Here is a 21,546-nt window from a genome sequence, read left to right on the forward strand (position 1 = left end):
TCGTTGCGCTGCCGCGGCGCCCGGCTCGAGAACCCCAACGGGGACGCCCTCCGCGCCGATCTGATGACGGTGGAGGGAAGTGTGTTCCTCAACCAGGGGTTCCACGCCACCGGGGCGGTGCGGCTGCTGGGGGCCCGCATCGGGGGATCGTTGATCTGCCGCGGCGCCCGGCTCGAGAACCCCAACGGGGACGCCCTCCGCGCCGAACGATCCACGGTGGAGGAGAGTGTATTCCTGGACGGATTAGAGTTGAACGGAGGCCTTAACTTTCAATACGCCCGGCTCGGGGTGATCGTGGACGATGAAGGCAGCTGGCCGCAGCGGGGCCAGCTCCGGATCGACGGCCTGGAATACGAAGGGTTCGCCGGCGATCGAACCCCGATGGATGCCCGGCGGCGCCTCGAATGGCTCCGACGCCAGCTCCCGGACTTCCGGCCCCAGCCCTACGACCAGCTGGCCCAGGTCTTCCGCCGGATGGGCCTGGAAGCGGAGGCAGTCGAGGTGCTGATCGCCAAGCAGGAGGATCTCATCCGCTATTGGGAAGCTGAGCCGGTGGAGCAAGCTTACCCGGCGGGTCTTGGGGATCACCATCGGCCACGGCTATCGCTCGGGGCGGGCCCTCCTCTGGAGCCTGGCCTTCGTGATCATCGGCGCGCTGATCTTCGGATGGGCCGATGCCTCCAACCTGATGGCCCCCTCCTCCCCGGAGATCCTGACGGATCCCCTCTATCGCGCCAGCGGGACGATCCCCCCCGACTATCCCCGGTTTCAGGCCCTCGCCTACAGCCTGGATGCCTTCCTGCCCATCGTGGATCTCCATCAGGAGAGCTTCTGGCTTCCGGACGCCAGCAAGCCCTTCGGGGCCCTCGTCCGGCTCTACCTTTGGATCCACATCGCCGCCGGCTGGCTCCTCTCCACGCTCTTCGTCAGCGGCGTCACCGGCCTGGTGCGGCGCCTGGAGTAGGGGCAACCCCCGGGCCGCCCTTTCGGATGCATCCACGGTCTTGAAAAACCCGCCCGCCGGGCCTCGGGCGGCGGGGTCTTGTGGGCCAGGCGAGCTCTTGCTATAATCTCTTACAGGCGTGGGCGGTTAGCTCAGGTGGTGAGAGCGCCGTGTTGACAACGCGGAGGTCAGAGGTTCGAGTCCTCTACCGCCCATCCGCTGGGCGCCCGCCCCTTCAGGGGCGGGCCTTTGCCTTCTCGAGGCGGGGAGGTCCCTGCGCCCCCGCCCGACAAACCCGAGGAAGGGGACACGTCCTTCCGATCGCGCCACGCCAGAGCGCGGGCCCCGCCGGCTGAGAGGGCCCGTCGTGGCGGCCGGGAGGATACCACCCCGGAGGGGCCGCCCCGATCCGGCGCGGCCGGGGTAGGGGCGGACGGCTGGCCCCCGTTAACGGGCCCGGAGGGCGGCCGCGCCGGGGCGCGGCCGAAATGGGGTGGAACCGCGGGAGGCCCGCGCCTCTCGTCCCGATGGGACGGGAGGCGCGTTTTGTTTCGAAGCCACCGGCCCGCCGCGCCGGCCGAGCTTCGCTCCGTGAAAAGAAAGGAGGAGGTTCCGATGCCACAAAAGAAGATCGTGCCCTATCAGGACACATGGCTCTATCGCATCCGCCACTCCTGCGCCCACGTCATGGCCCAGGCGGTCCTGGAGATGTTCCCTGAGGGCAAGTTAGGGATCGGGCCGCCCATCGAGGACGGCTTTTACTATGACTTCGACCTGCCCCGCCCGTTGACGCCGGAGGACCTGGAGCGGATCGAGGCGCGGATGCGGGAGATCATCGCCGGGGACCATCCTTTCATCCGCCGCGAGGTGACCCCGGAGGAGGCTCGCACGCTTTTCAAAGATCAGCCCTACAAGCTGGAGCTGATCGAGGACATCCTCCAGCGCGGCACGGATGAGTATGGCAACCCGCTCCCGCCCGGCCAGCGCCCGGTCCTCACCACCTACCGGCACGACACCTTCGAGGACCTGTGCCGGGGGCCCCACGTGGAGCGCACGGGCCAGATCCACCCGGGGGCCTTCAAGCTGCTCCACGTGGCCGGGGCCTACTGGCGGGGCGACGAGCGCCGGCCCATGCTCCAGCGCATCTACGGGACGGCCTGGGAGACGCCGGAGCAGCTGGAGCAGTATCTCTGGCGGCTGGAGGAGGCGAAAAAGCGCGACCACCGCCGCCTGGGCCGGGAGCTGGATCTCTTCTCCTTCCACGAGGTCGCCCCGGGCGCCCCCTTCTGGCACCCGAAGGGGATGGTGATCTTCCGCGAGCTGGAGCGCCTCTGGCGGGAGGAGCACGACCGCCGGGGCTACCAGGAGATCTCCACCCCCATCCTGGTCCACCGCAAGCTCTGGGAGCAGTCCGGCCACTGGGAGCACTACAAGGAGAACATGTTCCTGCTGGAGGTGGAGGGGCAGGAGTTCTCCCTCAAGCCCATGAATTGCCCGGAGTCCACGATCATCTATCGTTCCCGCCTGCGCTCCTACCGGGACCTGCCGCTGCGGCTGAACGAGATCGGGCGGCTGCACCGCTTCGAGCGCTCGGGGACCCTCCACGGGATGCTGCGGGTGCGGCAGATCACCATGGACGACGCCCACATCTACTGCCGGCCCGATCAGATCCTGGAGGAGATCGACGGCGTCCTGGACCTGATCTACAGCTTCTACAGCATCTTCGACTTCGAGCCGGAGTTCTTCCTGAGCACGAAGCCCCCCAAGGCCATGGGGGATCCGAAGCTGTGGGAGATCGCCGAGGAGGCCCTGCGCCAGGCCCTGGAGCGCCGGGGCATCGAATACGGCCTGAAGGAAGGCGAGGGCGCCTTCTACGGGCCCAAGATCGACGTCCAGGTGAAGGACGCCATCGGCCGCGACTGGCAGCTGGCCACGGTGCAGCTGGACTTCCAGATGCCGGAGCGGTTCGGGCTGGAGTATATGGATCGGGACGGGACGCCCAAGCGGCCGGTGATGATCCATCGGGCCATCTTCGGCTCCTTCGAGCGCTTCATCGGCATCCTCACCGAGCACTACGCCGGCGCCTTCCCGGTCTGGCTGGCCCCGGTCCAGGTCGTGGTCATCCCCATCACCGACCGCCACGTCCCTTACGCCCAGGAGGTGGGGGCGAAGCTGCGGGCGGCCGGCCTGCGGGTCGAGGTGGACGACGGGAGCGAGCGGATGCAGGCCAAGATCCGCGACGCCCAGCTCCAGAAGGTCCCCTACATGCTGATCGTGGGGGATCGGGAGCAGGCGGCGGGCACGGTGGCCGTGCGCCTGCGGACCGGGGAGGATCTGGGGGCGATGAGCCTGGAGGCCTTCCTGGGCCGGGCCATGGAGGCCATCCGCAGCCGGCGCGGGCTGTGAGCGCTCGGAGAGGGTTGCAGCGATGCGCACCCGAGAGGAGCTCGAGGCCATCGAGGATCAGATCCTCGCCCCTTATGGCCAACGCAGCCGGCTCAGCCGGGGCCGTCGCTACCCGGAGCCCGAGCACGCCTACCGCACCGCCTTCCAGCGGGACCGCGACCGCATCCTCCACACCACCGCCTTCCGCCGGTTGAAGCACAAAACCCAGGTCTTCATCGTCACCGAAGGCGACTACTACCGCACCCGCCTCACCCACACCCTGGAGGTGGCCCAGATCGGCCGCACCATCGCCCGGGCCCTGGGGGTCAACGAGGACCTGGTGGAAGCCATCTGTCTGGCCCACGATCTGGGCCACCCGCCCTTCGGCCACGCCGGGGAGCAAGCCCTGGACCGCCTGATGCGGGAACATGGGGGCTTCGAGCACAACGCCCAGTCCTACCGCATCGTGACCCATCTCGAACGGCGCTACCCTGAGTTCCGCGGCCTGAACCTCACCTACGAGGTGCTGGAGGGGCTGGTCAAGCACGAGACGGAATACGACCATCCCATGATCCGCGACTTCGAGCCCCACCGCCGCCCCACCCTGGAGGGCCAGATCGCCAACGTCGCCGACGAGCTGGCCTACACCGCCCACGACCTGGACGACGGGCTGCGGGCGGCGTTGATCCGACCGGAGGACCTGGAGGGCCTGGCCCTCTGGGAGGAGCTCCAGCGCTCCATCGGCTGGGATGGCCGGGGGTTCAGCGACCTGATCCGTTATCGATTGGTGCGCCGCCTCATCGGCCGGATGGTCACCGACGTGATCACCGCCACCGACCAGCGCCTGCAGGTCGTTCAACCCCGTTCCCCGGACGAGGTCCGCGATCACCCGCATCCCCTCGTCGGCTTCTCCGAGGAGATGGCCGCGAAGGTCCGGGAGCTCAAGGCGTTCCTCTACCGTCGCCTCTACCGGCATCCCCACTTGGTGCGCATGCAGGCCAAAGCGGAGCGGATCCTCGAAGCCCTCTTCCGGGCGTATATCCAGGAGCCCGAACAGCTCCCCTACTGGGTCCAGGAGCGCATCCGGGAGGAAGGGGACCTGCACCGCGTGGTCTGCGACTACATCGCCGGGATGACGGACCGCTTCGCCCTGGAGGAATACCGCCGCCTGTATGAGGTGACGGATGTGCTGTAACCGGCAGGGCCGTGCCGGCTTCCTTCTCGCCCTTCTCCTGCTGGCTGCCGCGCCGCCGGATCCCCGGTTCGGGGTGGTGGAGTCGCCGGAGGCGCCGGAGCGGGCCGCGGAGCTGGGCGTCGCCTGGACCCGGGTGCGCTTCGCCTGGAACGAGATCCAGCCGGGGGGCCCGCAGGACTGGAACCCGCCGTGGCCGGCGGAGCGCCTGGAGGCGGAGCATCGGGCCGGACGGGAGATCGCCGCCCTGGTGCTGGGGACCCCCCGGTGGGCCCAGGCCGACCCGAAGGTCCCCGGCGTTCCGAGAGGCCTCTACGAGGAGGAGAGCCGCCCGGAGAACCTGTGGGCCGCTTTCCTCCGCCGTCTGGCCACCACGTATCCCTACATCCGCACCTGGATCATCTGGAACGAGCCGGACATCTGGGATCCCGCTTATCCCGGCTACACCTGGGGCGGCAGCGAGGCGGACTTCGTCCGTCTGGTGCGGGTGGCCTATCGCACCCTCAAGGGGCTGAACCGGGAGAACCGGGTGCTGCTCGGCGCCTTCACCTACTGGTGGGACGCGGTCTACGGCCGCCGGCCTTACTTCGAGCGGTTCCTGGAGGCCCTGGCTCAGGATCCGGAGGCGCCCCGCTACAACCGGTATTTCGATGGGCTGTGCGTGAACCTTTACTTCAACCCAGACAGCATCTACGAGCTGATCCGCTGGCATCACGAGCGGATGCAGGCCCACGGCTTCGACAAGCCCATCTGGCTCACTGAGACCAACGCCGCGCCCTCGGAGGACCCGACGTGGCCGGTGCCCCGCCCGATGTTCCGGGTCACTTTGGAGGAGCAGGCCGCCTTCATCGGCCAGGCCGTCGCCCTGGCCTTCGCCGCCGGGGCCGAACGGGTGGCGGTCTACAAGCTGATCGACAACCCCACGGATCACTTCGCCAACCCCGAGCCCTTCGGGCTGGTCCGGGAGGACGGCACGCCCCGGCCCGCCTTCCAGGCTTACCACGTGGCCATCCGCCTCCTGGGCCAGCTCCGGGATGCGGCGCGGGTCCGCCACGACACGGTGGCCGTGGTGGAGGCGAAGCGGGCCGACGCCTGGGTCCGCGTCGCCTGGTCTCGCGTCCCTGCTTCCCAAACGGTGACCCTGGCGCGGCGGGGGAGCCTCCGCCTGGCCGTCGACGGCCTGGGGCGCCCGGTTCCGTTGGAGCGGCTCCCGACGGGCTACCGGGTCCTCCTGCCGGGAGCCCGATGCGCCCAGCGCCTGGGAGGCACCTGTATGATCGGCGGGATGCCCGTTTACATCGTGGAGTCCACCCCGCCCTCTGCTCGCTTACCTCGCTGAGATGGATTACCCCTTCATCGGGCGGACGTCGGTGGGGACCACACATCCAGGTAGCTCCCCCAATCGAGATGGCCATAGTATCCGAACCAATCCCCACGGGGATCCAGCGCCTCCAGGACCCCGCACGGAGTTCCGCCCGCTGCGGGGATCGCCCACAGCGAGGATCGATCCCAGCGATCCAGGCGGACGAACAGGATCCACTCGCCGGCCCAGCGGGGATATTCGTCCCGATAAGCCGGGTCCTCGGTCAGCTGCCGCCAATGGGGCTCGTCGGCGACGTCCACCACAAACAGGCGCCGCTGGAGCAGAGCCTGGCGGGCGTCCTCGCCGCCCACCAGATCCCCCCGGTCCGGCATGGCCACGAACGCGATCCGCGTTCCATCCGTCGACCAAGCAGGGGAGGAGACGGCGAGGAGCGGGGGGGAGAGCGCCTGGCCCTCCCCGGTGCGGGCGGAGAGCAGGTGGAGCCGCTTGTTGGTCCACGCGCCCCGATATCCTCCCACCACCACCGCAATGCGATCCCCACCCGTGGGCGAGGGCGCGAGGAAATCCTCATAAGCCAGCATGGGTTCCACCGTCAGCGACCGGGAGGGGCCCCCTCGCGTCGGGAGGAGACGCAGGGGAACTCCATCTGCGAGGATGGATGCGGAGAACATGGGGTCCACCCAATAGAGCAGGGCCTGGCCGTCGGGCGCCCATCCGGCCAGGAGGAGGCCATAGGCGGAAGGACGACCGGCGTGGAGGAGCTCCTGAGGAGGCCCTCCCTCGGCCCGGACGCGGCCCAGGAACGCGTAACGCGCCCCGGGCTGTCCGGTGTAGAGATCCTTTTCCCCCTCCAGGAACCTCAGCCCCGAATAGGCGATCCAGCGGCCGTCCGGGCTCCAGGCGATCCGATCCACCCCGGTTCCCGCGGGGAGCAACGTGCGCGGCGTCCCCCCGGGGGAGAGCCCCATCAGGGCCCCGTCCGCCGTCCGCACGGCCAGCCGATCCTCCTTCGGGGACCAGCGGAAATCGGTGCCGGGAAGGCGCTGGATCAGGCGTCCCTGCGCGTCGAAGATCTGGATCTCGGCTTCCTGCGCCAGAGCAGCCAGCGACCGGAGGGGGACCAGCGGGGCATGCGTATCCCGCCGCCGGCGGTCAACCGGAGGGGAGCACCCTCCGGGAGCTCCCGGACCCATAGATCCCCACCCTGAATGAAGGCGAGCCGGCCGGCCCCTCGGTCCCCCGACAGGCCCATCCCGCCGGTAAGGAGGGCGGGGTCGGGGTGGACGTTGCCGTCGGGGTAGGCGCTCGATGCCGTTGCAGCTCAAGCTCCGGCGAAGCCACCGCCGCCGGCGTGTGTGGAACGCTTGGGGAAGGAGAAGGGGAAGGCGGAGGCGTCTCCGCCCTCCCCCGGCAGGCCCAGGTGATCAGGGCCACCAGCAGGATGAAAAAGCCCCGCTTCGCCCACATCGAGATCCTCCTCTCATCGTTCAACCCATCGACTCCCTTCCTGGCCGCCCGGCATTCGAAGCGTGCCATCACCTCGAGGCGCCACGCGCCCCCATCATCCGCCCGGTCGTCCGGCGGGCTCCATCACCGGCCAAGCCCGGAGGGCGCCATCGCTTCCCAGCGAGAGCAACCATCGGCCGTCCGGGGACCACCGGATCTCAATGATGTCGCTGCCGTGATGGAGATGGGCGAGGCGCTCCCCCGTCCCTCCATCGATCACCTCCACCGCTCGTCCGATGTCGGGACCGCCTCGCGCTCCGGAGGGCCGGGCGATGAGCATGCGGCTCAGATCGAAGACCTCGGAGCCGGTCCGGGGGAAGCGACGGGCGCTTCGCTCCCCTGTTTCGACATCCCGGATCGACAGCTCGGAGGTCCCGGGCAGGACGGTCACCAGGCGCCGGGCGTCGAGCCATCCCACCAGCTCGTGCTCGGCCAAGCGGAGGGTCTCGGCGCCGCGGCGCCGATCGATCACCCGCACCGCGCTGGCCCCGGCCTCCAGGGACGGCATCTCCTCCACCGCCACCCACTCTCCCTCCGGGCTGAAGGCGATGAGCGGCCGGGCGTAGGTCGTGCGAACGGAGACGCTCCGGCCCACGGGTTCCCAGCGTCCCTCAGATCCCCGACGCCAGATCTGGATCAGGCCGGGCTCCAGGCTTGAGCTTCCGCTGGCGACCCCGCTGGCGGCGGCCAGGGCCTGGCCGTCCGGGGCCCAGACCACGAGATGGATCTCCTGCCCCGATGGGAAGCCTTCCAGCACCGCCTCCTCCGTGCCCTCCGGGAGGCGCACGACGCGCACCCGTGCTCCGTCCCCATAAGCGAGCATCCGCCCGTCCGCCGAGAAGGCGGCCCCTTGCGGACCCCGTCGGCCGCCCGGCAGGACACGTCGGAGCTGGCCGGTCTCGCGCTCCAGCAGGTGGCTGATGTCCTCCTCCGGGTTGGCGACCAGGACCCGGGCGCCATCCGGGCTGAGGACCGGGTGACGCCACGGCGGGCTCAGGCGACGGACCGGCGTGGCGGAGGGGGCGACCGCCCAGATCGCCGCGCCACCGTGGCGCAGATTCGCCGCCACATAGCGCCCATCCAGGGACATCATCAGCGGCGGCATCGCATCCTCCGTGGACAGCCGTCCCAGGGCCTCCTCCGCTCCCTGCGTGTAACGCCACGCCGTCAGGATCCCATCTTCGTACAGGATGCGCAGCGTATCGTCTGCGAAGGCCCCGGCGAGGGGCTCTGGATCCCCGGGGCCCACCGGCCGCGCCCCCAGGCGACGACCGGAGCCCAGCGCCCAAACCTGAGTGGGCATCGGCGGCGGGGGCGCGCCGCTTCCCAACCCGTGGGAGCCCAGAGCCGCCAGCCGCTCCCCCGAGGCGTCATAGAAGAGGGTCTCGCGGGGGACGTCCAGGGCTGGAAAGCCGCTCACCGGATCCCCCCGCAGGCGAGCGACCACCTGGCCGCTGGAGCTATCCAGGAGGAGCACCCCCTGGGAGGCTGGAACCGCCAGCTGTCGCCCGTCCGGGGACCCAGCGAGGGTCCAGGCCGAGAGGCATTGCTCGCCGACCCTTAGCGCCCAGCGGACCGCGCCGCTCTGAACGTCGAGGAAGCGTGGGCAGGGGGGCTGTAGTGCGGCGAGCAACACGCCCCGTCCATCCCCGGACCAGTAGGGCGAAGGGAGGACGCCGGGGGAGATCCGGGAATCCGGCACCTCCCGGACCGTCCCGGTCTCCCAGTGGATCAGGGTGATGGGATCCCCTCGATTGGGCCCGATGCACTGGACTGCGGTCCACTCCCCGTCCGGCGACCAGTCCAGGCCGCACCACTGGGCGTTCGGTGCCAGAGGGGTGAGGAAGCGGGTGCTCCCATCCGTCAGGGAAAGTCGGACGACGGCTCCGCTCTCCAGCACCGCAGCCGCCCACCGCCCGCGCGAATCGATCCCCATGGCCCGCAGCGGGGCCGGGAGGGGCGTGAACCATTCCTCCCGAAGATCCGGGATGCGGACGCGGGAGACGCCCACGCTCCAGCCCAGGATCAGAGACTGCGCGTCGGGGGTGAAGCGCGCGGCCCGCAATCCGCCGCGTCCGATCCACACAGGTTCCCCGAACCGGATCCGGATCGTAGGAGTAGGAATCGGAGACGGAGTGGCGAGCGGCGCGGGCATCCGGGTTTCCACTGGGGTTTCCGGCAGGGGTGTGGAAGGAGAAGGAGGTGAAGGTAGCGCCCTGCAACCGGAAAGCAGGATGAGAAAGAAGAGGAAGCGCCCCCGCCACGCGGTTCGAAAGCCCGACATCTTGGCCCCCCTCCGGCGGAACAGATCTTTCCACGCGGTTTGCCGGCTCTATTTTAGCGTTTATGGGAGTTTTGGCCTTCCCGCAGCCATGGATCCGGGCGGGTCCGTGAGAGTTGGCCGCTCGCACGAATCAGGGCAAAATGGAAGAGCTCGGCTTCTCTTTAACTACGTGAGGAGGAGATCCGGTGAGCGAATTCGGATCCTCCCTTCCGCCGGAGGAGCTCCGGCGTCTGGCGGAGCGGTTGAGAGCGCTCTCGGAGGACGAGCGGGCGCTGCTGCTGGCCCTGGTGGAGCTGGATCATGAGACAGGCGCCCCCCTGTCCCCGGAGATGCGGGAGCTCCTCCAGGCTCTGGCTGCCTCCTTGGAGGACTATGATCCAGAAGAGATCCGCGCCGCCATCCGCCGCGTGGTCCGAAGCCCATCCCAGCACCCCTCCGGATCGTGGCCCGGCGAGCTGCGCCGTCTTCTGCGCCATCACCTGAAAGGACGTTAGTTGCGCTTCCCCGGGCGGAGCGGGGGCCGCCCCCGGAGCCATCGCCCACTCACGAGCCCGCTGAGCCGTTCCGGCATGGGGCGCCTCCCGGGAAAGTTTTTCCCATTCGATATACCCGCTCATCCCCCAAAAGGTGGGGGGGCCAGTCCTCTGTCCGCCCGCCTTGACGCGCCCTTTTCCCCCCACTAAGATAAAAGCGAACCACCCCTTGTGAGATCAGCGAAGGAGAAGCCTATGTCGGATTTCCTGTTCCGGGGTTCACTGGCGGAAGTGGATCCGGACGTGGCCGCCCTGATCCGCTACGAGCACGAGCGCCAGATCCGCAAGCTCATCCTCATCCCCTCCGAGTCCTACGCCCCGGCGGCCGTCCGTGAGGCCCTGGGCTCCGTGTTCCAGAACCTCTACGCCGAAGGCTACCCCCACGAGCGCACCCGAACCCAGACGGAAGCCGAGCTGCTGGATTACGAGGATCAGCTGGGGTTCTACCGGCGATACAGCGACCAGCGGTATTACAAGGGCGTGGAATACGCGGACATTGTGGAGGCCCTGGCCCGGCGGCGCTGTGCTGAAGCCTTCGCCACCCCGGAGATCCCTCCCGAGCGCATCTTCGTCAACGTCCAGCCCCTCTCCGGCGCCCCGGCCAACAACGCCGTCTACGAAGCCCTCCTCCAGCCGGGGGATACGGTGATGGGCATGTCCCTCGTCCACGGCGGCCACCTCACCCACGGCTCCCCGGTCAACCGCTCGGGCAAGCACTACCGCATCGTCTGGTATACGGTGGATCCCCAGACGGAGCGCCTGGATTACGATCAGATCCGTGAACTGGCCCGGCAACACCGGCCGAAGATGATCATCGCCGGCTACACCTCCTACCCCTGGGCGCCGGACTGGAAGCGCTTCCGGGAGATCGCCGATGAGGTGGGGGCGTATCTGCTGGCCGACATCGCCCACACCGCCGGGATGGTCATCGCCGGGGCCTATCCGAACCCCCTGGGCTATGCCCACGTGATCACCTTCACCACCCACAAGACCATCATGGGCCCCCGCGGGGCCTGCATCCTGACCACGGACCCGGACCTGGCGAAGAAGATCGATCGCGCGGTCTTCCCGGGGGAGCAGGGCGGACCCCATGTGAACGTCTTCGCCGCCCTGGCGGTGGCCTTCAAACTGGCCCGCACCCCTCAGTTCCGCGAGCTGCAGCATCAGATCGTGCGCAACGCCCAGGCCATGGCCCGGCGCCTGGCTGAGCGCGGCCTCCGCATCCCCTACGGCGGCACCAACACCCACCTGCTCCTGGTGGACTGCAAGTCGGTGCGCGGCCCGGATGGGACGCCGCTCATGGGCGACCCGGCGGCCCGGGTGCTGGACCTGGCCGGGATCGTGGTCAACCGCAACACCATCCCCGGCGACACGGGGGCGGGAGCCGCCAGCGGCATCCGCCTGGGGACCCCCTGGATCACCCAGCGGGGGTTCCGGGAGCCGGAGGTCGAGGCCCTGGCGGACATCATCGCCGACGTGCTGTGGGCCTGTAAGCCCCACCGCTACTACGTGGGCCGGGACCTGGTCTACCGGACCAAGGTAGAGTTCGACGTCCTGGAGGAAGCGAAACTGCGAGTCGCCGAGCTCGCCGCCCGGGCCGGGGCGGATGTGGAGCTCCCCCGAAGCGGCTACCCTCATTACTGGTTCATCACCGATCGCCTCCCCGCGGCGGATGGAATGGCCGTGCTGGAGATCCGGGGCGACCGGGCGGCCGAGTTCCTGGACGCGGCCCTCACCCAGCGGGCGGTCGGGCTCCCGGTCGGCGAGGGAGCGCCCACTTTCCTGATGGAGGCCGACGGCCGGATCATGAGCCCGGCCTACGTGATCCGCGACGCGCCCGACAATTTCCGGCTGGTGGTGCCCGAGGAGCGGGCCGGGCGCGTCGCCGCATGGCTGCGGGATCTTTCGGACGGCTACGTCCGTTTCGATGAGGACGTCTGGGCCAAGCTCCCCGGCCCCCTGCGGGTGCGGGAGATCCCGGCGGAAGACCCCCGGGCCGTCTCCGCCCGGGCCCAGGCCCGGTTCCCGACGGACCTGAGCGACGAGGCCGCCGTGGCCATCCACAAGCCCTTCTTCATCGGCCATCGGGCCGTCGATGCGGTCCACCGCCATCGCCTGACGCCGTTGCCGGACTTCTCCTACGCCGAGCCGGAGGGCGTGCCCCTTAAGCGGACCTCCCTTTATGAGCTGCACCGGGAACTGGGCGCGAAGATGATCCCCTTCGCCGGCTGGGAGATGCCGGTCTGGTATACCAGCGTGGGCGAGGAACACCGGGCGGTTCGCACCGCCGCCGGCCTCTTCGACGTCTCCCACATGGGCGTGCTGGAGGTCCAGGGGCCCGGCGCCCGCGCTTTCCTGGAGCGGGTGACCACCAACGATGTGATGTCCCTCCGGGTCGGGGAATCCCAGTATACCTACCTGCTGGACCCCGAGGGCCACGTGCTGGACGATCTGATCATCTACGCGCTGGCGCCGGACCGCTACATGCTGGTGGTCAACGCGGCCAACAACGATCGGGACTGGGCCTGGCTGAACGCCGTAGCGCGAGGGGAGGTCCAGATCGATCGGGAGCGCCCCTGGGCGATGCTCACCGATGAGGTGATCCTGCGGGATCTCCGGGATCGCCGCTGGGGGGATGATTGTCGCGTGGACCTCGCCCTTCAGGGTCCCCAGTCCCTGAAGATCCTCCAGTCCCTAGCTGATGGCCGGACCGGGGAGCGCCTGGCGGCGCTGCAGCGGGGGCAGGTCCTGCGCGCGGAGATCCAGGGCTTCGACCTCATCATCTCCCGCACCGGCTACACCGGTGAGCGCATCGGTTATGAGCTGTTCGTCCACCCGGACCGGGCGCCGGCCCTCTTCGAGCGCTTGCTGGACGCCGGCAAGCCCTTCGGCCTTCGGCCGTGCGGCCTAGGGGCTCGCGACAGCACCCGCACCGAGGCCGGCCTCCCGCTCTACGGTCACGAGCTGGCTGGCCCCTTCGATCTCACCCCCGGCGACGCCGGCTTCGCCTCCTTCGTCAAGCTCTACAAGCCGTTCTTCATCGGACGGAAGGCCTACATGGCCCGTGAGGCGAAGCGGACGATGGAGGTGGCGCGCTTCCGGATCTCCGAGAAGGGGGTCCGGCTGCCGAAGCTGGGGGATGCGGTGGTGGATCGGCGGGGGCGGGTGATCGGCTACGTCACCAGCTGCGCGATGGACACGGAGGGGCTCCTCACCGGCATGGCCTGGATCGAGCGGAGCCATCAGGCGGAGGGGACACCCATCGGGATCATTGTGGGAAGCGGAAACCTGCCCGAGCGGCCGAAGATCGGTGATCGGCTGACCGTGCCCATCCCCGCTCAGGTGGTGAGCCGCTTCATGAGCCGCTGAGGAGACAGTCGGATGCCTTCGCCGTTCCCGGGCATGGATCCGTATCTCGAGCATCCGGCCCTGTGGCCGGGGCTTCACAGCCGGCTGATCGTGGGATTGGCCGATCATCTGGGACCGATCCTGCGCCCCCGCTACTACGTGGAGGTGGAGGAGCGGGTGTATCTGCTCACTTCGGAAGGCGGCGCTTTCCCCTTCCCGGCCCGGTCTGATGTGGCGGTTGCGGCCCCCTCGGGTTTACCGTCCTCCCCCGGGTCGATCCCCATCCCAGCCGGCGGGGCGCGCGTGGTGACACTTCCGATGCCGGAGGAAGTACGCGAACGCTATCTCGTGGTGCGGGAGGCGGGGACCCATCAGGTGGTGACCTGGCTGGAGATCCTCTCCCCGGCCAACAAGGCCCCCGGGGAGGGCCAACGGGTTTATCTCCAAAAGCGGGAGGAGATCCTTCGAAGCCGGGTGCATCTGGTGGAGATCGACTTGCTGCGGGCGGGGGAGCCGATGCCGGTGATGGGGGACGGACGGGACGGCCACTACCGCATCCTGATCAGCCGCTGGGAACAGCGCCCCCGCGCCCTCCTCTACGTCTTCACCCTCCGCGACTCCATCCCCACCTTCCGCCTCCCCCTCCTCCCCGGCGACGAGGAGCCGGAGGTGGACCTGGGGCGCCTGCTCCAAACCATCTATGAACGAGCTGCTTACGATTTGCGGGTTCGCTATGAAGAGGAACCCGTCCCGCCCCTCGAACCCCCCTTCGCCGAATGGGCCGCCGCCCTGCTCCGGGAGAGGGGACTGCGGACCCGCTGACCGCCGGGAAACGCCTGAAGGGGGATGGAACCATGCCTTCGCCGTTCCCGGGCATGGACCCGTATCTCGAGCATCCGGCCCTGTGGCCGGACGTGCACAACAGCCTGATCGCAGCGCTGCGGGATGAGTTGGCCCCGCGGCTGCGCCCGCGCTACATTGTGGCCATCGAGGAGCGTCTCTACCTCATCACCCCGGAGGGAGCGGGATGGCCGATCCGGGCCGACGTCGCCGTCGCCCCCACGTCGGAAGCCCTCCCGGAGTCTGGACGGCCCGGCCCCCTGATCCGGGGAGCGCGGGTGGTGGAAGTCCCCCTCCCGGAGATCCTGCGGGAGACCTATCTGGAGGTGCGGGCGGCCGGCACCGGGGAGGTCATCACCATGATGGAGATCCTCTCGCCCACCAACAAGCGACCGGGGGAGCCCCGCCGGCTCTACGAGCAGAAGCGAACGCTCTTGCTGGGCAGCCGGACCCACCTGGTGGAGATCGACTTGCTGCGGGCGGGGGAGCCGATGCCGGTGATGGGGGACGGACGGGACGGCCACTACCGCATCCTGATCAGCCGCTGGGAGCAACGCCCCCGCGCCCTGCTCTACGTCTTCACCGTCCGCGACTCCATCCCCACCTTCCGCCTCCCCCTCCTCCCCGGCGACGAGGAGCCGGAGGTGGACCTGGGGCGCCTGCTCCAAACCATCTATGAACGAGCTGCTTACGATTTGCGGGTTCGCTATGAAGAGGAACCCGTCCCGCCCCTCGAACCCCCCTTCGCCGAATGGGCCGCCGCCCTGCTCCGGGAGAAGGGATATCGGAGACGATAGCCCCGGGGACGCAGGCGGCCGCCTGCGGGCCCCGATGGGTTCCTTAACATTAACATTTCAATAGGGGGTGCGCGATGAGCCAGGAGATCACGATCAGCGTGATCAAGGCCGATATCGGGGGCATGGTGGGCCACTCGGGGATCCACACGGACCTGGTGGCCCTGGCCCGGCAGCATCTGGAGGAGGCCCAGCGCCGGGGTGTGATCGTCGATTACTACGTGACCTGGTGCGGGGACGACCTGCAGCTCATCATGACCCACCGCCACGGGACCGACAGCCCCATCGTCCACGGCCTGGCCTGGGAGACCTTCGAGCGCTGCACCGTCAAGGCCAAGGAGATGAAGCTTTACGGCGCCGGCCAGGATCTCATCGCCGACGCCTTCTCGGGGAACGTGCGGGGGATGGGGCCGGGGGTGGCGGAGATGTCCTTCATCGAGCGCCCCTCGGAGCCGATCATCATCTTCATGGCCGACAAGACCTCGGCCGGCGCCTGGAACCTCCCCCTGTTCCGCATGTTCGCGGATCCCTTCAACACGGCCGGCCTGGTGATCTCCCCCGCCCTGCACGAGGGCTTCCGCTTCGAGGTCCATGATGTGAAAGGCCACAAGCGCATCTTCTTCAACTGCCCCGAGGAGATGTATGACCTGCTGGTCTTCATCGGGGCGCCGGGCCGCTACATGATCAAGGCTGTCTACACCAAGAAAGGGGAGATCGCCGCGGTCTCCTCCACCGAGCGGCTCTCCCTGATCGCCGGGCATTACGTGGGGAAGGACGATCCGGTATGCATCGTGCGGGCCCAGGGGATCTTCCCGGCGGTGGGGGAGATCCTGGAGCCCTTCACCATGCCCCACATTGTAGAAGGCTGGATGCGGGGCTCCCACTACGGGCCGCTGATGCCGGTGCCCCTGCAATACGCCAAGTGCACCCGTTTCGACGGCCCGCCGCGGGTGGTGGCCCTGGGCTTCCAGCTGGCCGACGGCCGGCTGGTCGGGCCGCGGGACATGTTCGACGATCCGGCCTTCGATGAGGCCCGGCGGCTGTGCAACGTGATCGCGGACCACTTCCGCCGCCACGGTCCCTTCGAGCCCCATCGGCTGCCGATGGAGGAGATGGAATACACCACCCTGCCGGAAGTGGCCGAGCGCCTGGCCGGGCGCTGGGAGCCCCTCCCGGAGCCCCACCCGGCCATCGCCGGAGGCGACGGCAGCGCGGTGGAGGCGGACTGAGGGGAGGCCTCAGGAGGATTTGTTCCCTCCCGCTCGGGCGGGTATAATTCCAGGCGCAGGGGCAGGAAGTGCCCCGCACTTCCTGCCCTTTTTGTTCCCGCTTGCCCCTGGGTCCACCCGGGGCGAGGGAGGAGTCTGAAGGCTGCAGGAGGGAACCCGATGGCGACGGTGGGGCCGACGTATCTGACCCCCGAGGGCAAGCGCCAGTTAGAGCAGGAACTGGAGTATCTGCGCACGGTCAAGCGCCGGGAGATCGCCGAGCGTCTGCGTTTCGCCATCCAGCAGGGCGATCTCTCGGAGAACGCGGACTATCACGCGGCCAAGGAGGAGCAGGCCTTCATCGAGGGCCGGATCCGCGTCCTGGAGGCCATCCTCAACAACGCGATCCTCATCGAGCCCCAGCCTTCCGAGGATGGCCGGGTGCGTCTGGGCTCCCGGGTGACCATCGCGGAGGACGGCGGCACGCCGGAGGTGTATGTGCTGGTGGGGCCCGCGGAGGCGGATCCCACTCAGGGTAAGATCTCTTATGAGTCCCCCCTGGGCCAGGCGTTGCTTGGCCGGGCGCCCGGCGATGTCGTGACTATAGAGGCGCCGGCGGGCACCCTGACCTTCCGCATCCTCTCCGTCGAGTGAAGGCTCCCGCTCCCGCGGGATCCCCTTTTTCCGCCCAACCCGTTGAGGACAAGATCCCGGCTCCCACCGTGGGGGCTTCTCTTTGCCGCTGCGGCGCCGAACGCCAGCCCATGGCGTATCATGGAGGCGGCCACGTCAATCGTTGCGGCGCTGCCGGATTGGACCGAGCCCGGCCCAGGAGGATTCTCCCGATGAGCATGTTGCGCTTCGGCACGGTGGGCAATCCCCTCTCCACCCCGCCCCGGCCGGGGGGCACGGTGGGGGGGATCCAGCGGATCCACGAGCTGGGGCTGGGGGCCCTGGAGCTGGCCTGGGTGCGCAGCGTGCGGGTCTCCGAGGAGACCTGCCAGCGCATCCGGGAGGCCGCCGCCGCCCTGGGGATCGCCCTCAGCGTCCACGCTCCGTATTTCATCAACCTGAACGCGAAGGATCGGGCGGGTTATCGGGCCAGCAAGGAGCGCCTGATGGCGGCGGCCCGGGCCGGCTTCCGGGCGGGAGCCCGGGACATCGTCTTCCACCCTGGTGCTTATCAGGGGGCGCGGCCCGAGCGAGCCTACGAGACAGTGCGCCGCCGCCTGCAGGAGATCATAGAGGAGCTCCGGGAGGAGGGGGTGGATGTCATCCTGCGCCCTGAGACCATGGGCAAGTCTGCCCTCTTCGGCACCTTAGATGAAGTGATCCAGCTCTCCCGGGAGGTGCCCGGCGTGCTCCCGTGCGTGGACTTCGCCCATCTGCACGCCCGGGCCGGGGATGGATCCTTCAACTCCTACGCGGAGTTCGCGGAGGCGCTGAAGCGGGTGGCCGCCGGTCTGGGCCCGCGGGGCCTCCAGGACCTCCACATCCATGTCTCCGGCATCGCCTACACCCGCAAGGGCGAGCGCCACCACCTGAACCTGAAGGAGGCCGACCTGCGATATGAGGAGCTGCTGCAGGCGTTGATCGACCTGGGGGCGCAGGGCCGGGTGCTCTGCGAAAGCCCTAACCTGGAGGAAGACGCCCTTCTGCTACAGGCCACCTACCGGCGGCTCCTGGAGAAGGCTTCCGCCTCCAAGGCGGAAGTCGGCTGAAGCCCATGCTCTGGATCCCTGAATTCAAGAGAAAGCCGGGCGGGCCTCTGAGAGGGTCCCGCCCGGCTTTTTCACGACGGCCCTCACTTCAGGGTCATCAGGAAGGCGATCAGGTCGGCCAGGTCCTGGGCGGACATCTGGTTACCCAGGGTGGCCGGCATCTTGGAGACGCCGGGGGCAGCGGCGTATTTGTCCGGCTCCGGGATGTAGGCGTTAGGCTGCTGGATGGACTCGCGGATGTATTCCTCTGGGGTCTTCGCCTGGCCCTTGTAATCCGGCGCCTGGATCCGCTCCGCCGCCAGCGTGGCGATGCCCGCCAGGGAGGGGCCGACCAGGACCTCGCCCGGCTTCAGGCTGTGGCACGCCTTGCAGGAGGCGGCCATGCCGCTGGCCTGCTTGACCTCCTGGTTCCACAGCGCCTGGCCCCGCTGAGGATCCCCGGGCGGCAACGGCTTGGCCAGATCCGAGCCCACGGCCTCGAAGGACGGCGTGGGGGCCGGCGCAGGCCCGGCCGCCTGCCAGTTCAGGATGAACTCCACCAGGTTCTCGATCTCGTCCGGCCGCATGGGCCCCCCGAAGTCCTGGGACCAGGTGGGCATGGCCTCCGCATATACTTCCTCGGCGCGATAGGTGCTCCGAATGGGGCGGCCGGCGGCGATGGTCAGCTTGATGAAGTTGCGCAGGGAGTTGGCGTAGCCCTGGGCCCTGAGCTGCTCGTAATGCTGGAACACGCCCGGGTTGAGGTCGGGGCCCTTCCCGGGGACGCCCTCCCCCTCCGGGCCGTGGCAGGTGGCGCAGTATTGCTCGTAAAGCAGCGCCCCGTTCTCGATGGCCTTGGCTTTATGCATAGCCTCGAACCGGGCCATGCGCTGCTCCTCGGTGAGCCACACCATGCCGATGGTGATCACCGTAGCCAGCATCAGGATCGTCGCGCCGATGATCCGACGAGTGGCCAGATCGAACATCGAGTCCCCTCCGGTGGGTCAGCTGCGCATCGAGATCGAACCCTCTGTCGGACGCTTACTCTCCCCCGTGACCGCTATCCCGATGGAGATAGATTGCCCGTTTGGACTCCTCGATGACCGGCTTACCCTCGGGATCCAGGACCGGCTGGCCGTTCTTTGTCTTGGTCCAGTAGATCGCGATCTCGAACCGCTTCAGCCCCGGCTGGACCTCCTGGATGCGCACGAGGGCATAACCCTGAGGGAGATGGGGATCCCCTTCGATGCGATGTTTGAGCTCCTCCAAGACATGGGCCAACTTCGGGGCGTCCGCCGGCGGCTGGAGGTTGCGGGTGTCATAGGTGCCCGGGATCAACTGCTCATAGGGGATGGTCCGCACCCGCCCCTCGCCATAGAGGGGGTCCGGGTTCAGGGGCATGAACTCCTGGAGCACCTCCACGTCCGCGGAGGAGGTGACCGCGAAAGCCGGCGTGCCCATGTAGGTGAGCAGGGTCCAGGCCGCCACCCCGACCAGCCCGGCCACCAGGGCCTTGCGCCGATCCCGGTAGCGCCGGCTGATGTTGAAGTCCAGGTAGGGCATGATCAGCAGGAACAACAGGATCAGCCCGGGGAGGATCACCCCCATGAACGTCTTGCTGTTGTAGATGGTGGCAGGCGGCCGGGGGAGCCCCAGCCGGTCCAGCGCCAGCAGGAAGGGATCCTTCAGCAGGCCCTGGAGCCACAGGAAATACCAGGGGGCGGTGGTGTGCAGAGGGGTGTTCAACGGATCGGCGTGCTGCTCCAGGGGCGCGTCGTAGAAGAAAGCCGCCCCAATCACCAGGAAGGCGATCAGGGCGATGCCCCAGAGGGCCTCCTGGATAGCGATATCCGGGATGTAGGGCACCCGCTTCTCCGGCGGAACCTTCCGGGCGGTGTCATCGCCCACCGCTTCCATCTCCGGCGGGAGGGAGAGGCCGTGCCGCACCACCTTGTAGTAGTGCACGAAGAAGACGAAGAACAACAGCAGCGGGAGGAAGATCACGTGGAGCAGATAGAAACGCAACAACCCCGCCGCCCCGATGTCCGGCGCCCCGCGCAGGATGAGGTTGACGATGCGGCCCAGGGCCGGCGGCGGCGTGGCCTCCGCCATGCTCGTCCCGATGGTCACCGCCCAGTAAGAGAGCTGGTCCCATGGCAGTAGATATCCGCTGAAGGAAAGGAAGAGTGTGAAGACCAGCAGGAGCACCCCCGTCGCCCATGTGAACTGGCGGGGCCGCTTGTAGGAGGCGGTGAAGAACGTCCGCAGCATGTGGAGCATCACCGCCACCACCATGGCCTCCGCCCCCAGCCGATGGATGTCCCGCATCAGCTGGCCGAAGGGGACATTGTTCAGGATGCGGAGCATGCTTTCATAAGCCACGAGGGGCGAGGGGGTGTAGAAGATCATCAGGAAGATGCCGGTGATGGTCTCAATGAGGAAGAGATAGAAGCTGAGCAGCCCCAGGCGGAAAGTGGGGTAGAGCCGAGTCACCGCCTCGTGGTAGAAGGACGGCTTGATGTGCAGGATGAAGCCCTCCGTGTGGGGCTTCACCCGCGGGTTGGGCCGGGGCGGGGGCTCGCCCCGGATGATGTTCCGCACCTCCGTCAGGGGAATCCCCGCCGTGACCCGGGTCACCAGCTCGTCCAGATGCATGAAAATGACCCGGCGCCACCCGTATTGCTGGATCTCCTTCTGCAACGTGGGGATCGGCTCCGGCCAGCGCAACGCCATTGCATCCCTCCTTCGACCGCGGTCTTCCGGGTAAACCCTTTACGCCTGGCCCTTCACGGCCGGCTTCCCGAGGATCTTCTGGCCGGTGTCCACCTCGATGGTCAGGTTCGGGTCCGGCACCGGCAGGGGGTTCCCCTCGGGATCCGTCTGGGCTACAACCCGGCCGCTGGCGTCCTTCAGGTAGATCACGAAGCGGTCCAGGTCCCGCGGGGCGGGCCCTTCAATAAAGGTGCCGTCCAGCTGGAACTTGGAGCCGTGGCATGGACATTCGAAGCGGAAATTGCTTGGCACCCACTTATAGAGGCAGCCCAGATGGGTGCAGACCTTATAGATGGCCAGGATCCCCTTCTCGGTGTTCACCAACCAGATCTTGGCCTCGGGGAACTCCTTGGGGCCCTCGCCGACCTTGGGCAGCACATCCCCCGCGCGTCCGAAGGGGAAGACGCCGCCGAACTCGCCGACCTTGAAGCGGGGCAGGGCGAAGAGGACGCTGACACCGCCCAGCTCGGCCATGAAGAGGGCCATCGAGGCCGCCCACACATAGGTCAAAAACTCCCGCCGGGTGATGCCCGGCGCCGCCGCCGTCGGGATCGCCTGCGCCTCCGCCATACGCGCCTCCTCATGCGGAAAGCCTGCCGGATTCGCACGGTTGCCGCAGCCGGAACGAGCGATCCGAGCTGTTTCCACCAGAAGCGGCATGTGCTCTACAAAGCATAACACAGCACAACACCATCGGTCAACCGTCCTGTCGTGAAA

At 68.4% G+C, this 21,546-nt stretch carries 17 protein-coding genes, 1 tRNA gene and 1 pseudogene; 13 read left to right on the forward strand and 6 right to left on the reverse strand.

What is annotated here, in order from left to right; genetic code table 11:
• Positions 1–243: 243 nt before the first annotated feature.
• On the reverse strand, positions 244–588 hold the full coding sequence (locus tag CFB18_RS10195) for a hypothetical protein (RefSeq protein ID WP_088571706.1): 345 nt from the start codon (positions 586–588) through the stop codon (positions 244–246).
• Between CFB18_RS10195 and CFB18_RS10200 the strand changes: the two genes are divergently transcribed.
• From CFB18_RS10200 to CFB18_RS10220, 5 genes are all read left to right on the forward strand, one after another.
• Positions 578–964: a hypothetical protein gene (locus tag CFB18_RS10200; RefSeq protein ID WP_088571707.1), complete on the forward strand. Its 387-nt coding sequence runs from the start codon at positions 578–580 to the stop codon at positions 962–964. The genes CFB18_RS10195 and CFB18_RS10200 overlap by 11 nt on opposite strands.
• A 120-nt stretch (positions 965–1,084) precedes the next feature.
• Positions 1,085–1,158 (forward strand) — tRNA-Val (locus CFB18_RS10205).
• A 400-nt stretch (positions 1,159–1,558) separates the two neighbouring features.
• Complete coding sequence (gene thrS / locus CFB18_RS10210; protein ID WP_088571708.1) at positions 1,559–3,349, forward strand: threonine--tRNA ligase; 1,791 nt, start codon at positions 1,559–1,561, stop codon at positions 3,347–3,349.
• A gap of 22 nt (positions 3,350–3,371) precedes the next feature.
• Complete coding sequence (locus CFB18_RS10215; protein ID WP_088571709.1) at positions 3,372–4,523, forward strand: deoxyguanosinetriphosphate triphosphohydrolase; 1,152 nt, start codon at positions 3,372–3,374, stop codon at positions 4,521–4,523.
• A complete protein-coding gene (locus CFB18_RS10220; protein WP_088571710.1) occupies positions 4,513–5,859 on the forward strand; it encodes a hypothetical protein in 1,347 nt (448 codons plus the stop codon). Before CFB18_RS10215 ends, CFB18_RS10220 begins: the two co-directional genes overlap by 11 nt.
• A 14-nt stretch (positions 5,860–5,873) precedes the next feature.
• Here CFB18_RS10220 and CFB18_RS10225 read toward each other — a convergent pair whose 3' ends face one another.
• Together CFB18_RS10225 and CFB18_RS10230 are read right to left on the reverse strand one after the other, a co-directional pair.
• The gene (locus tag CFB18_RS10225) at positions 5,874–7,037 is read right to left on the reverse strand and encodes a TolB-like translocation protein (protein WP_088571711.1); all 1,164 of its coding nucleotides are present in this window, start codon (positions 7,035–7,037) and stop codon (positions 5,874–5,876) included.
• Positions 7,038–7,405: 368 nt separating this feature from the next.
• Complete coding sequence (locus CFB18_RS10230) at positions 7,406–9,436, reverse strand: WD40 repeat domain-containing protein (protein ID WP_159461695.1); 2,031 nt, start codon at positions 9,434–9,436, stop codon at positions 7,406–7,408.
• 383 nt (positions 9,437–9,819) lie between these two features.
• Here CFB18_RS10230 and CFB18_RS10235 point away from each other — a divergent pair, with 383 nt between their 5' ends.
• From CFB18_RS10235 to CFB18_RS10265, 8 genes and pseudogenes are all read left to right on the forward strand, one after another.
• Entirely contained in the window at positions 9,820–10,128 is a 309-nt protein-coding gene (locus CFB18_RS10235; RefSeq protein ID WP_088571713.1) for an HrpJ domain-containing protein, read from the forward strand.
• A gap of 234 nt (positions 10,129–10,362) precedes the next feature.
• A pseudogene (locus CFB18_RS16560) lies at positions 10,363–11,763 on the forward strand (serine hydroxymethyltransferase); the annotation flags it as partial.
• Positions 11,764–11,844: 81 nt separating this feature from the next.
• A complete protein-coding gene (gene gcvT, locus CFB18_RS16565; protein ID WP_407084012.1) occupies positions 11,845–13,536 on the forward strand; it encodes a glycine cleavage system aminomethyltransferase GcvT in 1,692 nt (563 codons plus the stop codon).
• A gap of 12 nt (positions 13,537–13,548) precedes the next feature.
• On the forward strand, positions 13,549–14,337 hold the full coding sequence (locus CFB18_RS10245) for a DUF4058 family protein (RefSeq protein WP_088571715.1): 789 nt from the start codon (positions 13,549–13,551) through the stop codon (positions 14,335–14,337).
• A gap of 32 nt (positions 14,338–14,369) precedes the next feature.
• Positions 14,370–15,152: a DUF4058 family protein gene (locus tag CFB18_RS10250; RefSeq protein WP_088571738.1), complete on the forward strand. Its 783-nt coding sequence runs from the start codon at positions 14,370–14,372 to the stop codon at positions 15,150–15,152.
• Between the two features lie 74 nt (positions 15,153–15,226).
• Positions 15,227–16,378, forward strand: coding sequence for a fructose-1,6-bisphosphate aldolase/phosphatase (fbp, locus tag CFB18_RS10255; RefSeq protein WP_088571716.1), 1,152 nt, complete (start codon positions 15,227–15,229; stop codon positions 16,376–16,378).
• Between the two features lie 159 nt (positions 16,379–16,537).
• Entirely contained in the window at positions 16,538–17,011 is a 474-nt protein-coding gene (gene greA / locus CFB18_RS10260) for a transcription elongation factor GreA (protein ID WP_088571717.1), read from the forward strand.
• Positions 17,012–17,202: 191 nt separating this feature from the next.
• Entirely contained in the window at positions 17,203–18,078 is an 876-nt protein-coding gene (locus CFB18_RS10265) for a TIM barrel protein (protein WP_200808167.1), read from the forward strand.
• An 83-nt stretch (positions 18,079–18,161) separates the two neighbouring features.
• On the opposite strand, the gene CFB18_RS15340 is transcribed toward CFB18_RS10265, so the two are convergent.
• Genes CFB18_RS15340 through CFB18_RS10280 form a run of 3 tightly spaced genes read right to left on the reverse strand, consistent with a single transcriptional unit; the run spans position 18,162 to position 21,399 of the window.
• The gene (locus CFB18_RS15340; RefSeq protein WP_159461696.1) at positions 18,162–19,043 is read right to left on the reverse strand and encodes a c-type cytochrome; all 882 of its coding nucleotides are present in this window, start codon (positions 19,041–19,043) and stop codon (positions 18,162–18,164) included.
• Between the two features lie 55 nt (positions 19,044–19,098).
• Positions 19,099–20,790 (reverse strand): cytochrome b, encoded by a 1,692-nt coding sequence (locus CFB18_RS10275; RefSeq protein WP_088571718.1) that lies wholly within the window; start codon positions 20,788–20,790, stop codon positions 19,099–19,101.
• 39 nt (positions 20,791–20,829) lie between these two features.
• On the reverse strand, positions 20,830–21,399 hold the full coding sequence (locus CFB18_RS10280; RefSeq protein ID WP_159461697.1) for a QcrA and Rieske domain-containing protein: 570 nt from the start codon (positions 21,397–21,399) through the stop codon (positions 20,830–20,832).
• Positions 21,400–21,546: the final 147 nt, after the last annotated feature.

It is taken from the genome of Thermoflexus hugenholtzii JAD2 (assembly GCF_900187885.1).
In the GTDB taxonomy this organism is placed as follows: domain Bacteria; phylum Chloroflexota; class Anaerolineae; order Thermoflexales; family Thermoflexaceae; genus Thermoflexus; species Thermoflexus hugenholtzii.

Coding starts and splice junctions, on each gene's coding strand:
- CFB18_RS10265 (WP_200808167.1), top strand. CDS start 17,203: ATGAGCATGTTGCGCTTCGGCACGGTGGGCAATCCCCTCTCCACCCCG.
- CFB18_RS10215 (WP_088571709.1), top strand. CDS start 3,372: ATGCGCACCCGAGAGGAGCTCGAGGCCATCGAGGATCAGATCCTCGCC.
- thrS (WP_088571708.1), top strand. CDS start 1,559: ATGCCACAAAAGAAGATCGTGCCCTATCAGGACACATGGCTCTATCGC.
- CFB18_RS10245 (WP_088571715.1), top strand. CDS start 13,549: ATGCCTTCGCCGTTCCCGGGCATGGATCCGTATCTCGAGCATCCGGCC.
- fbp (WP_088571716.1), top strand. CDS start 15,227: ATGAGCCAGGAGATCACGATCAGCGTGATCAAGGCCGATATCGGGGGC.
- CFB18_RS10220 (WP_088571710.1), top strand. CDS start 4,513: ATGTGCTGTAACCGGCAGGGCCGTGCCGGCTTCCTTCTCGCCCTTCTC.
- gcvT (WP_407084012.1), top strand. CDS start 11,845: ATGGCCGTGCTGGAGATCCGGGGCGACCGGGCGGCCGAGTTCCTGGAC.
- CFB18_RS10250 (WP_088571738.1), top strand. CDS start 14,370: ATGCCTTCGCCGTTCCCGGGCATGGACCCGTATCTCGAGCATCCGGCC.
- greA (WP_088571717.1), top strand. CDS start 16,538: ATGGCGACGGTGGGGCCGACGTATCTGACCCCCGAGGGCAAGCGCCAG.
- CFB18_RS10225 (WP_088571711.1), bottom strand. CDS start 7,037: ATGGGTCCGGGAGCTCCCGGAGGGTGCTCCCCTCCGGTTGACCGCCGG.
- CFB18_RS10280 (WP_159461697.1), bottom strand. CDS start 21,399: ATGGCGGAGGCGCAGGCGATCCCGACGGCGGCGGCGCCGGGCATCACC.
- CFB18_RS10275 (WP_088571718.1), bottom strand. CDS start 20,790: ATGGCGTTGCGCTGGCCGGAGCCGATCCCCACGTTGCAGAAGGAGATC.
- CFB18_RS15340 (WP_159461696.1), bottom strand. CDS start 19,043: ATGTTCGATCTGGCCACTCGTCGGATCATCGGCGCGACGATCCTGATG.